General features: G+C 41.8%; 14 protein-coding genes. 3 read left to right on the forward strand and 11 right to left on the reverse strand.

The window, feature by feature from the left end:
* Positions 1-6: 6 nt before the first annotated feature.
* Together EKC99_RS05705 and EKC99_RS05710 are read right to left on the reverse strand one after the other, a co-directional pair.
* Entirely contained in the window at positions 7-762 is a 756-nt protein-coding gene (locus EKC99_RS05705) for a metal ABC transporter ATP-binding protein (RefSeq protein ID WP_021095183.1), read from the reverse strand.
* A gap of 58 nt (positions 763-820) precedes the next feature.
* Positions 821-1,714, reverse strand: a complete 894-nt coding sequence (locus EKC99_RS05710; RefSeq protein WP_035063293.1) for a YitT family protein — start codon at positions 1,712-1,714, stop codon at positions 821-823.
* 66 nt (positions 1,715-1,780) lie between these two features.
* Between EKC99_RS05710 and EKC99_RS05715 the strand changes: the two genes are divergently transcribed.
* Positions 1,781-2,035: a DUF2624 domain-containing protein gene (locus tag EKC99_RS05715; protein ID WP_163150923.1), complete on the forward strand. Its 255-nt coding sequence runs from the start codon at positions 1,781-1,783 to the stop codon at positions 2,033-2,035.
* Between the two features lie 23 nt (positions 2,036-2,058).
* Here EKC99_RS05715 and EKC99_RS05720 read toward each other — a convergent pair whose 3' ends face one another.
* The gene (locus tag EKC99_RS05720) at positions 2,059-2,946 is read right to left on the reverse strand and encodes a deoxyribonuclease IV (RefSeq protein ID WP_021095180.1); all 888 of its coding nucleotides are present in this window, start codon (positions 2,944-2,946) and stop codon (positions 2,059-2,061) included.
* Between the two features lie 13 nt (positions 2,947-2,959).
* Entirely contained in the window at positions 2,960-4,237 is a 1,278-nt protein-coding gene (locus EKC99_RS05725; RefSeq protein WP_042534264.1) for a DEAD/DEAH box helicase, read from the reverse strand.
* Between the two features lie 157 nt (positions 4,238-4,394).
* Here EKC99_RS05725 and vrrA point away from each other — a divergent pair, with 157 nt between their 5' ends.
* Entirely contained in the window at positions 4,395-4,850 is a 456-nt protein-coding gene (gene vrrA / locus EKC99_RS05730) for a VrrA/YqfQ family protein (RefSeq protein ID WP_021095178.1), read from the forward strand.
* A 67-nt stretch (positions 4,851-4,917) separates the two neighbouring features.
* Entirely contained in the window at positions 4,918-5,865 is a 948-nt protein-coding gene (locus EKC99_RS05735; RefSeq protein ID WP_009374006.1) for a 4-hydroxy-3-methylbut-2-enyl diphosphate reductase, read from the forward strand.
* Between the two features lie 9 nt (positions 5,866-5,874).
* Here the strand turns inward: EKC99_RS05735 and EKC99_RS05740 are convergent, their stop codons facing one another.
* The 7 genes from EKC99_RS05740 to EKC99_RS05770 form a co-directional block, all read right to left on the reverse strand.
* Positions 5,875-6,993 (reverse strand): Nif3-like dinuclear metal center hexameric protein, encoded by a 1,119-nt coding sequence (locus EKC99_RS05740; protein ID WP_042894008.1) that lies wholly within the window; start codon positions 6,991-6,993, stop codon positions 5,875-5,877.
* Positions 6,990-7,694, reverse strand: a complete 705-nt coding sequence (locus EKC99_RS05745) for a tRNA (adenine(22)-N(1))-methyltransferase (protein WP_021095176.1) — start codon at positions 7,692-7,694, stop codon at positions 6,990-6,992. The genes EKC99_RS05740 and EKC99_RS05745 overlap by 4 nt, the downstream gene beginning before the upstream one ends.
* A 91-nt stretch (positions 7,695-7,785) precedes the next feature.
* A complete protein-coding gene (cccA, locus tag EKC99_RS05750; RefSeq protein ID WP_021095175.1) occupies positions 7,786-8,148 on the reverse strand; it encodes a cytochrome c550 in 363 nt (120 codons plus the stop codon).
* Positions 8,149-8,258: 110 nt separating this feature from the next.
* Positions 8,259-8,792, reverse strand: a complete 534-nt coding sequence (locus tag EKC99_RS05755; RefSeq protein ID WP_021095174.1) for a hypothetical protein — start codon at positions 8,790-8,792, stop codon at positions 8,259-8,261.
* Positions 8,793-8,866: 74 nt separating this feature from the next.
* Entirely contained in the window at positions 8,867-9,985 is a 1,119-nt protein-coding gene (gene rpoD, locus EKC99_RS05760) for an RNA polymerase sigma factor RpoD (RefSeq protein ID WP_021095173.1), read from the reverse strand.
* Positions 9,978-11,789, reverse strand: coding sequence for a DNA primase (dnaG, locus tag EKC99_RS05765; protein WP_075038974.1), 1,812 nt, complete (start codon positions 11,787-11,789; stop codon positions 9,978-9,980). Before dnaG ends, rpoD begins: the two co-directional genes overlap by 8 nt.
* Before the next feature lie 383 nt (positions 11,790-12,172).
* A partial coding sequence (locus EKC99_RS05770) for a UPF0236 family transposase-like protein (protein ID WP_205597784.1) occupies positions 12,173-12,765 on the reverse strand: 593 nt, incomplete at its 5' end.

A 12,765-nucleotide genomic window follows, 5' to 3' on the forward strand; every position in this document is an offset into this window, starting at 1 on the left:
CCCTTTCTATGCATGGTCATGGGCAAGTAGGTGAAGATGATGCCCGTAAAATGATGCTAAATCTTCTGTTTTCAGCTGCGCAAACTGTTGCACGCTTCCATGAAAATGCAAATGTTTGTTTAAACAAGCGACATGCGTGACTTTTTCCGTAATTGTTCCGATATCGTGCGTCACAAGAAGCAACGTCATATGATGTTGTTTATTCAATCGTTCAAGCATGTCGTAAAAGCTTTGTACATGATGCACATCGACCCCGACAGTTGGCTCATCTAAAATTAAAAATTCAGGTTGCGACACGATCGCACGTGCAATAAATACGCGTTGTTGTTGACCTCCTGAAAGTTCGCCAATGTTTCGATGAATAAAAGGGCTCATGCCGACCGCATCAATCGCTTCATATACTGCTTTTTCGTCGCTTTTCTTTAATCGGCGAAATAAACCGAGCTTTCCAGCTAAACCGCTCGCTACGACTTCATATACTGTCGCAGGAAACCCGGTATTAAAACTGTTTGCCTTTTGGGAGACAAAGCCAATTTTATGCCAATCTTTAAACTGCTCAATCGGCGTGCCGAATAAAAAAATGCGCCCTGTTTGCGGTTTTAACAACCGCAAAATGCATTTTAACAACGTTGATTTCCCTGACCCGTTCGGACCAACTAAACCAACGAAAGCGCCTTTCGGAACGCGAAAATGAATATGTTGCAGTACATCTTCATCATCATATCGAAACGATACGTCTTCTATCCGTAAAATATCGTCCATCGTTTGACCACCTTAATTCAAAATGATTCCGATTCATAGTATAACGCATTTGTTTTCATTAATGAATAGCAGACTTAAATTTCGCTCCACGCACTTCTTGTGTATTCATAATCGTAATAAAGGCATTTGGGTCAATTTCATATACAATTGATTTCAGCTTCGTCACTTCCAGACGAGTAACAACAGCATAAATCACTTCTTTTTGTTCGTCCGTATATCCGCCTTTTCCCATCAACTTCGTCGTTCCACGGCCAAGTCGATTTAAAATAGCATCTGACACTTCTTCATAACGATCTGATACGATGAACACCGCTTTTGTTTCATCTAATCCTTGAATGACCGTATCAATCGTTTTAAAAGCGATATAATAAGTTAAAACGGAGTACATCGCTTGCTTCGGTCCGAATACAAACGCAGCCCAAGTAAAAATAAAAACGTTTGTAAACATGACAAATTCTCCAACAGAAAACGGCAACTTTTTCGTCATTAAAATACCTAAAATTTCTGTGCCATCTAATGAACCACCGTGGCGAATAACGAGCCCTACACCTGCGCCAAGAATGGCTCCGCCAAACACCGTTGCTAAAATGGAATCTGTTGTAAAAGGGGATACATGATGAAACAACCGCTCCATCACAGCTAACACAACGATTGAATAGAGGGAAGAGAGCATAAACGTTTTTCCGATTTGTTTATAACCGAAATACATAAACGGCGCATTGAGTAAAATGACAAGCGTGGCAAAGTTCAACCATGCGTAGTTTGGAAGAATGCGATCAAGAATAAGCGATATACCGATGACCCCACCATCAATAATTTCATTAGGCACTAAAAACAATTCGATCGATAACGCAGCAAGCGTCGCACCGATCGTCATCATTACAACACGATACATTAAATGGCCAATTGTCTCTTTTTTATGTTGTCTTTTCAAACAAATCTCCCCCTTCATCTATTTCATTATACCATTGCACCCTTCCTTCTTTCCTCTCATATGGTAAATAAGGAGGGATGTTACGTGAATGTGTATCATAAAATCGTCCAGCATAAAATGAAATCCATCACCACAAATGAATTAATGATGTATGCCAAGGAATATAACGTTTCGCTTTCCCAAAAAGACGCAGAAACGATCATTCAAATGATGCGCGAAAAAACGATCGATATGTTTAATGAACAAGCGAGGAAAAATTGGATTCGCGAACTCGCCCAGCGCACATCACCGCAACTTGCTAAACAAGCTAATGACTTCATTCGACAATTTATACAGTAAGGAGGCTGCCTACAGACAGCCTTCTACTCGATAATTTTTTCTCGAACGTTTCGGTCAAACTGTTGCGCACGCAACATCGCGATTTCAAATTGATATGGCGGTTTCGCATCTTTTTTCTCCCCAACATATGGCGTTTCTAAAATTTTTGGCACGTGCATAAGCTGTGGATGATGAACAATATAATTTAGCGCATCAAAACCGATATAACCAAAACCGATATTTTCATGACGGTCTTTCCGACTTCCACACGGATTTTTACTATCATTAATATGCAATACTTTTAGACGATCAAGCCCGATAATGCGATCAAATTGTTCTAATACGCCATCAAAATCGTTCACAATATCGTATCCCGCATCGTGTGTATGACATGTATCAAAACAAACAGAAAGCTTATCGTTATGCGTGACACCGTCGATGATTTTTGCTAACTCTTCAAAGCGGCTGCCACATTCAGACCCTTTTCCTGCCATCGTTTCTAAAGCAATTTGCACTTGCTGGTCATTTGTTATCACTTCGTTTAACCCTTCAATAATTTTTGCAATGCCTGCTTCCGCGCCTGCACCGACGTGCGCACCAGGATGGAGGACGAGCTGCTTCGCACCAATCGCTTCTGTTCGTTCGATTTCCGAACGTAAAAAAGAAACGCCAAGCGAAAACGTGTCTGCATTGATTGTATTGCCGATATTAATAATGTAAGGGGCGTGCACAACAATTTCTTCAATCCCATGTTGTTTCATATGGGCAAGCCCTTGATCAATGTTTAGTTCTTCGATTGGTTTACGTCTCGTATTTTGTGGCGCACCGGTATAAATCATAAACGTATTTGCTCCATATGATACTGCTTCTTTACTTGCGGCTAACAACATTTCTTTTCCGCTCATCGATACGTGTGAACCGATTTTTAACACGTCTTTCTCTCCCTTATTTCTTTTTCGCTCTTTGTTTTTTCAACTGTTCTCGCAATTTTTTCTTATATCCCGGTTTGACTTTCTTTTGTTTTTTCGCTATTTTTTCAACAAGTTGCTCAACTTCATCTTTTTTCTCTTTTTTCCGCCCGTTCCATGCATCGAGCTCAATCCATTCGCCATGACGGAAATCGCGATGAAGGAAATGAATTCCCTTTTTCTCTAACTTCACTAGCGCATGTTGATCAGATGGTTCGTAAATCGTTGTTGCCGTACCAGCATAACCTGCACGGCCCGTTCGGCCCGTACGATGTACGTAAAAATCTAAATCCGTTGGCAGTTCATAGTTGATGACGTGGCTGACGCCTTCAATATCAATTCCACGCGCCGCCAAATCTGTTGCGACAATGTATTGAAATTGTAAATCACGAATCGCTTTCATCATCTTTTTCCGCTCGCGTGGAGTTAAATCTCCATGTAACACGCCTACTTTTAATCCTTTTTCAATTAAACCGTTCGCTACTTCATCGGCCGTTTTACGCGTGTTTACAAAAACAATCGCTAAATATGGGTTGTAACTAACTAATATATCGTGTAAAAGCTGCAAACGATCACGATGGCGAAGCGGGATTAAAATATGTTCAATGGCTGGTGCCGCCACTTGTTTCGGAGCAATATGAATATGTGTTGGGTGCTCCATATATTTTTTCAAAAACGGCTTTAACTTTTCTGGAATCGTCGCTGAAAAGACGAGCATTTGTAAATCTTCTGGCATTCGTCCCGCCACTTGGTCGACATCTGTAATAAATCCCATATCAAGCATGACATCTGCCTCATCAATAACAAGCATCCGAGCCGTATGAACAAATAGCGCTTGTTCGCGAACGAGATCATACACGCGCCCCGGCGTGCCAATGACGATATGAGGTTGTGTTTTCAACTTTTCAATCGATCGTAATTTATCCGTTCCACCGACAAAACAACGCGCTGTAATGCGATGATCATTTGGACAAAATTTCGTTATTTTTAACACTTCATGATAAATTTGTGTAGCTAACTCACGCGTCGGCGCTGTAATAACCGCCTGTACTTCCTCAACGTGTGGATCAATGCGCTCGATGATTGGCAATAAATATGCATGCGTCTTTCCTGTTCCCGTTTGTGATTGTCCGATCACGCTCTCTCCACGCAAGACAGCGGGAATGACACGCTCTTGAATCGGTGTTGGTTTATGAAACTTTAAATGATGAAGCGCCTCTATAATAAACGGATGAAACGAAAAACGTTCAAACATAGTTTCTCATCCCCTTTCTTCTTCAGTAAAAAAATAGACCAGTTACATATTATATACGAACATAAACGGTTCATTCAACTATATGAGCTTTTCTGCATATCGTAGTATAGATAAGAAAAGCGCAAACCTTCACTTTATACAGAAAGGAGGAACTTCATTGCGACATCCATTTATGTTTCCACCTTCCCGTTCGCCTATGCCGCCTATGTGGCAGCAACCGATGATGCGCCAAGCACAAGGGGGCATGTTTTCCCGATTGTTTGGCAGCCAATTTCCTGCTCAAACGTTTGGTGCTGGCGGTGCATTGCCAAGTATCGATTCAATGTTAACGAATGTACAAAAAATGTTAAACATGGTCCAAACGATTACACCAATGGTGCAACAATACGGTCCACTCATTAAAAGCGTTCCGTCGATGATGCGCCTTTTTCGCGAATTTAAACAATCAGACACAACAAACGAAACAACTAAAACAGCAAGCGAAACAAACGAAACAGCACGCGCAACGAGCGCGGCAACGACAGAGCAACAACCCCTAAAAAAACAAAAACGCGAACGAAAACAAGAAAAAACGAATGAAAAAGGGAAATCTGTGCCAAAACTATATATTTAACTTTTGTATGTTCGCTCCTTCTTTTATATAATGAATACGACAAACACGCCAAGAAGGAGCGATCCATATGGAAGTCATTAAAATTACGCCACGCGGATATTGTTACGGAGTCGTTGATGCGATGGTCATCGCCCGCAACGCCGCTCTCGATCCGACGCTGCCAAGACCGATCTACATTTTAGGCATGATCGTTCATAATAAACATGTGACAGATGCGTTTGCAGAAGAAGGAATTATTACACTTGACGGTCCGAATCGACTTGAAATTTTAGAAAACATCGATCGCGGCACAGTCATTTTTACTGCTCACGGCGTTTCACCTGAAGTAAAACAGCGAGCAAGAGAAAAAGGGCTTGTCACTATTGACGCTACATGCCCAGATGTGACAAAAACACACGAGCTTATTCGCGAAAAAGTAGCGAACGGATACGAAGTCATTTACATCGGAAAAAAAGGGCACCCTGAACCAGAAGGGGCTGTCGGCGTTGCGCCACACGCCGTTCATTTAATTGAAAAACCTGAAGATGTAGAACAACTAAATATTCAAGCAAAACATATTATTGTGACGAACCAAACGACAATGAGCCAATGGGACGTTGCACATATTATGGAAAAAGTAAAAGAAAAATATCCACATGTTGAAATGCATCGTGAGATTTGTTTAGCGACACAAGTGCGGCAAGAAGCAGTCGCTGAACAAGCAAAAGAAGCAGATGTCACGATCGTTGTCGGTGATCCGAGAAGCAATAATTCAAACCGACTTGCTCAAGTATCTGAAGAAATTGCTGGAACGAAGGCATATCGTGTAGCGGATGTGACTGAAATCGACATCGAATGGATTAAAGACGCCAAAAAAGTAGCAGTTACTGCCGGCGCATCTACACCGACACCGATTACAAAAGAAGTCATTGACTTTTTGGAACAGTTTGACCCGAACAATCCTGAAACATGGAAAAGAGAACGAAAAGTTCCGCTTACAAAAATTTTACCAAAAGTAAAAAAAAGAGGCGAATAAGCCTCTTTTCTATATAAACGTAAACGGTTCCGTATGAGCTTGTGATACGTATATATCGACATCAAATTTTTGTTGCGTAAACATCGTTTTTAATACGTTCGCCACCCCTTCTTTCATCACTTTTTCGACATGATGTCCCGGATCAACGACATTCAAACCTAACATTAACGCATCATGGGCGACATGATAATATAAGTCGCCAGTGACGTACACATCCGCACCGCTCATTTTTGCTTGATGAATATATTTATTTCCATCTCCACCGATAACTGCAACTTTTCGTACACGACTCGTCAATTCGCCAACGACACGAACAGCCGGTACACGCAATGCAAGTTTGACATGTTCAGCAAATTGTTGCAATGTCATTTCTTCGCTTAACGTCCCAATTCGTCCAAGCCCATATGTCGTTCCTTTATTTTCAAGCGGATATATATCATATGCCACTTCTTCGTACGGATGTGCTTGTAACATCGCTTGAACAACTTTTCTTTGCAGACGCGCAGGAACAACCGTTTCTATGCGCACTTCTTCCACTGTTTCTAACGTTCCTTGTTGACCGATAAACGGATTAGCTCCTTCTTCTGGTCGAAACGTTCCGATTCCTTCGCTATTAAATGTACAATGGCTATAATTTCCGATATGTCCAGCCCCCGCATTACCAATCGCTTTTCTTACTGCATCCGCATGTGTACGCGGCACATATACAACAAGCTTTTTCAGCGGTTCTTCATACGTCGGAACAAGGACGTCAACGTTTTGCAACTGAAGCGCTTCAGCGAGCCAATCATTTACCCCTCCTTTTGCAATATCTAAATTTGTATGCGCCGCATAAATCGCAATATTATGTTTTATACATTTTTCAATCATACGACCGTACGGCTGATCGGTAACAATATGTTTAAGTGGACGAAAAATGGGCGGATGGTGCGCAATGATTAAATCAATGTTTTGTTCGATCGCTTCATCGACAACATGTTCTAATACATCTAACGTAATCATGATACGGCGAATCGGTTTATTTAGCGTGCCGATTTGTAACCCGATTTTATCGTCTTCCATCGCCAAATGTTTTGGGGCAAACTGTTCAAATAGTTGAATGACTTCATATCCGTTTGGTGTCTTCATCGCTTCAAAACCTCCTCTACCATTTGTAATGTGTCAACAAATTGTTGTCTCTTTTTGACTGCATCTTCCGTTTTCGCATATTTCAATTGCTCGATAACGTTTTGCCAATGCTTCATTTCCATCGCCCATTTTTTTTCAAATACTTCGTTTCGTTCTTTTAGTAAAAACGGACCGAGCAACAGTTCAACATGAAGCTGCGTGTACGGACGATAAGGGTCGCCACGCTCTGCAACGAGCACTTCATACATTTGCCCATCTTCCTCTAAAATGCGTTCATCAATTAATTCCCACTCATTTTCTAGCAACCATTTTCGCACAATATGTGCACCGACATTTGGCTGTAAAATTAAACGTTGAACGGATGTCAATTTTTCCTTTCCTGCTTCTAAAATGTTTGAGATGAGCGTTCCTCCCATCCCTGCGATCGTTACACAATCGACTTCATTCGGCGCCACAACTTGTAGCCCATCCCCTTTTCGAACGGAAATGACGTGAGAAAGCCCACACTTTTCGACTTGTTGTTTGGCAGAACGAAACGGTCCGTCCGCCACTTCTCCTGCAACTGCTTTTGTTATGTATCCGTGCAAATACGCATAACACGGCAAATACGCATGATCTGAACCGATGTCCGCTAGTACGCTTCCTTTTGGAATAAATGAAACAACTGTTTGCAATCGCTTAGATAACTGTAATTCGTTCACGATCAATCACCACACTTTTTTCTTCAGTTTATCATGTTTTATAAGAAACGAAAAATCCCTTCACCGAAGTAAAGGGATCTTTCTTCTCCGCTTATTTTAATTCAGCAAGCCATTTTGCCATTTCTTCTGCTTGATCTGCAGGCACCAAGCCACCCGGCATGCTTCCGCGACCGTTTACTAGCACGTCTTTAATTTGGTCAACAGATAGACGATCACCGATACCTTTTAATGCCGGACCAACGCCACCTTCATAGTTCGCACCGTGACATGCAACACAGCTTTTTTTGTAAATGTCTTCTGGACCTGCAGCTGCTGTTTCTTCTGTCTTCGCGCCGCCTTCTTTCTCTTTCGCAACTTCTTTCATATCCCCAAGGCCTTTCACAGACAGAAAGAAAATGAGACCAATTCCCATTACCATAATGAGTGCAAATGGGATTAACGGATTGCGATTCATACTTTACCCTCCCTTATGTAATAAAGCATGTTTTTCAAAATGAAAACGTTACAAACAATTTTATTGTACTTTAAATTCCCATAAAGGAAAAGCCCTGTATGTAAATTTTTTTAAATGAAAAATGAAGAAAAAAGAAGAACGATGCCGACCACGCCCGAAATGACAAAATACATAAGTGAAAAACGCCAACCGATGAACAACCAGACGAAACAGTTGCCCATCACAGCAATCGCTAATGCCCCCATACTTCCAGAAAAATAAACATCGCACGCGCGAATAGAAAGCAGAAGAAGTGATAAAGCGCCACCGATAAGAGCCATATGAACAACGATTTTATGTTTTGCAAAAAAACGAACAGAAACAAAACAAATTATGACAAAAAGTGACAAAATGAGCGTTTGCAAAACGAACGACAATTCAGTAAAATAAATGACAAGAAGGGCGAAAAGTAAACATATACCGATCATCACTGCGGTTGCACGAATCGCCCACGCTGGAACTTGCTTCGTTTGTGTCTCAACATCGTCGCGATTTCCTTCCGTGTACAACGCAAGCAAAAAATCGCAATATTGTTCCGGCAGCAATCGCGTTTGTTTCCAATATTTAATTTCATTAATAATGATTTCTTTTCGTTTTTGTTCCATTGAATACGCATTCCTTCCTAAATAAAGAAATAGCTTACTTCCATTGTAAGAAGTAAACTATTTCTTGTAAACGGTTATTCTAAAAAGTCTTTTAAACGTTTGCTACGGCTTGGGTGGCGTAGTTTTCGCAACGCTTTTGCTTCAATTTGGCGAATGCGTTCGCGCGTAACACCAAACACTTTGCCCACTTCTTCAAGCGTTCGCGTACGTCCATCATCAAGACCAAAACGAAGACGAAGCACATTTTCTTCTCGGTCTGTTAACGTATCTAACACATCTTCGAGTTGTTCTTTTAACAGCTCATACGCTGCGTGTTCAGCTGGAGATGTCGCATCTTGGTCTTCAATAAAGTCGCCTAAATGAGAGTCGTCTTCTTCGCCAATTGGCGTTTCAAGCGATACAGGCTCTTGGGCAATTTTTAAAATTTCGCGTACTTTTTCCGGTGTTAAGTCCATCTCTTCCGCAATTTCTTCAGGAGATGGCTCGCGGCCGAGGTCTTGTAAAAGTTGACGTTGAACGCGAATAAGCTTGTTAATCGTTTCAACCATATGAACAGGAATACGGATCGTACGCGCTTGGTCAGCAATGGCACGAGTAATCGCTTGGCGAATCCACCATGTTGCATATGTGCTAAATTTATATCCTTTGCGGTAATCGAATTTTTCGACCGCTTTAATTAAACCCATATTTCCTTCTTGAATTAAGTCAAGGAAAAGCATGCCGCGACCAACGTAACGTTTCGCAATGCTAACGACGAGGCGAAGGTTTGCCTCAGCTAGACGACGTTTCGCTTCTTCGTCTCCTTGTTCAATGCGTTTCGCTAGCTCAATTTCTTCTTCTGCTGATAATAGCGGTACGCGACCAATTTCTTTTAAATACATGCGAACAGGGTCGTTAATCTTTACCCCTGGAGGGACGCTTAAATCATTTAAATCGAACTCTTCGTCTTTTAAATCATCGAAGTCTGGGTCGTCTAAATCTGCCTCATCTAAATCAGACTCGGCGACGACTTCGATCCCTTGTTCATTTAAATACTCATAATATTCATCCATTTGATCGGAATCAAGATCAAATGCAGATAATCGCTCAGCGATTTCTTCATAGGTAAGAACGCCGCGTTTTTTACCTAGCTCGACTAATTGTTCTTTTGCTTGTTCTAACGTTAAATCGGAATGTGTTGACTTTTCAGCCATTTATTCCCCTCCTTCCAAAATGCAAAGACTTTCGCAACGCAATGATTTCGCTTGCAATGCGTTTCGCGCGCTCATAATCTTTTTGCCGTTCGGCATCGCGCAACTGCGCTTCTTTTTGCTTGAGCAACTGCTCTTTTGGGTAATTGAGCACGCATTGAATGTAATCTCGTAACTCGGCTGACGAGATGTCTTCGTTGATCGGTATCATAGACAGTTCTGTAACGATGCGCTTTAATTGCGGATCATGAATGCGTTCAAGTAACGAGCTTACATCGGGTTCGTGTCCTTCTTCGTAAAACGCATATAAATAGGCGGCAATAGCGCGATGTTCTTCGACGTTAAATGCACCTTCAATCGCTTCTTGAACAGCGAATGCGATTGCTTTATCGCGCAACATATGAGCAATTAACATCCGCTCTGCTTTTTGAAAAGCCGGTAACAGTTTCGCCTTCACAGGCACAACAACCGTTTCACGACGTTCTTGCTTTTGTTCTACTTGCTTTTTTCCATAAATCATCATTTGTTCGCGTAGCGCATCCATAGAAATGGAAAACTCATTAGCTAGTTGTCGTAAATAATAATCCGCTTCAATTGCATTAGATAACCGGCTAATTTCTTTCACTGCTTCTTCAATGTAACGAAGACGCTCACTTTCGTTTTGTAAATGGCGGCCGCGCTTTAAATATTCAAGCTTAAACGCTGTCAGCGACAAACTGGCATCAAGCACATGATGGCGAAAACGATCCGCGCCATATCGGCGTACATACTCGTCAGGGTCGAGCCCATCTGGAATCATCGCGACTTTTACATAACAGCCAGCTTCAACGAGCGTTTCCGATGCTCTCAAAGCAGCGTCTATTCCCGCTCGATCGCCATCATAACAAACAATGACCGATGAAGCATTGCGACGAAGCATGCGCGCCTGTTCTTCCGATAAAGCTGTTCCCATCGTTGCTACAGCATGGGAAATGCCAGCTTGCACAGCAGCAATCACATCTGCAAATCCTTCAAACAGTATCACTTGCTGTTTTTGGCGCATCGGCAAACGCGCTTCATGAAAGTGATATAAAATATGGCGTTTATTAAAAATTGGCGTCTCGGGGCTATTCATATACTTCGGCTCTTCGTTTCCGAGCGCTCTCCCCGAAAAAGCAACTGTTTCTCCTTGATGGTTATGGATGGGAAACATAATGCGATGACGGAAACGATCAAAATATGAGTCCTCTCCCGATTTTTTCACAATGAGTCCGGCCTGTTCCATAAGCGGAAGTGAGAAGCCTTTGTTTGCTAAAAATGTGACAGCTGCATTCCAAGACGGCAAAGCATAGCCAATTTCAAACTGCTCAATGAGCTCGCGCGTAAAGCCTCGTTGAAGCAAATAATTTAATGCTTCTTCTCCTTCATTTGTATGCATAAGCAAATGATGATAAAACTTTTTTAATAACTCATGCGCAGCAATCATCGTCGCTGTTTCTTTCCGTTCCGCTGTCGGATGCTCATCAACGACGTGCGATAAATCGACATTCGCTCGCGGTGCTAATCGCTTCACTGCCTCTATGAATGTAATCCCTTCGATGTCCATCAAAAACGAAAACACATTTCCGCCTGCTCCACAGCCAAAACAATGATAAATTTGCTTTTCTGGTGAAACAGAAAAAGAAGGTGTTTTCTCCCCGTGGAAAGGACATAACCCAAAGTAGTTGCGTCCTTGCTTTTTTAGTGAGACATACTGTTGGATGATGTCTACAATATCGACTGAGCGACGAATGTGCTCAACCGTTTCCTCAGGAATGCGTTGTCCCATATTTCAACAGCTCCAAACATATTTCGACAAAACTTGTTTCTGAAATAGAAATGTTTTGTATGTTTTTATTCTCCATCGCGCGAAACAATCCTTCTTTTTAAGAAAAAAATATTGTCGAAAATCCCGATGCATTGTCACTTGACAATTAGCTATAAATAGTTTATTCGTCCTATGTTCAGTCTAAACCTGTTTTATCACAATTTTTTATTATAATATAAAAAACATCAATTGGCTACAAAGTTTTTTATGAAGTTTGAGTCAAGACTTTGTGGGAGATTTTTTTCTCGACCGATTTTATTGGTTATATATGGTTTTATAGGCTTGTTTCATGTAAGCGCTTTTATCCTCTCTTATCCTGTAGGTATGTGCCTATATCTGTGTTTTTAAAAACCTTTCAATGCTTGTAATACCTCGTAAATCGGTGTTCCTGAAGACTGACGGAAATACGGAATGTTGTCCCGAATCACTTCCTTCATTCGAGATGAGACGCGTTTCATTGCCTTTTTCACGATCGTTTCTCGTTTCGTTTCTTCTCGTTCTTCCACGCCATACATCACCCCACGGCGTGTCCGAATGAGTAACGTATCTTTTATCGCGGCGATCGCTCGCAACATTGCTTCAATCCCTGCATCTTTCCAACTTCGACCGTTTTTACTTCGTTTCGCAAACACATGCATCGTTCCTTCCGCACTCCCCATCGCTCTCATGTTTGTCGTGTCGATCCCTTTTTCCTTCAGCCATATGCGATAGTCACGCAAACATCCTGGCATCTCCTCGATTCGACGAACAAGCGCCTCGAGTTGCTTTTCCTTCTCCTCATGTTCTAGCGTACCGATGGCACTTGTGAGTTCTCGCAACACACCCTCTTCATCCCATGATGCGAATTTCTTTCGAATCACCCGATATCTTGCATGACCTCGGAACAATTGACGAATCTCTCTCGCCACATGGAACCGATCGAGTTGAAAGTACCCTC

This window comes from Anoxybacillus sp. MB8, from assembly GCF_011006755.1.
Taxonomy (GTDB): Bacteria; Bacillota; Bacilli; order Bacillales; family Anoxybacillaceae; genus Anoxybacillus; species Anoxybacillus gonensis.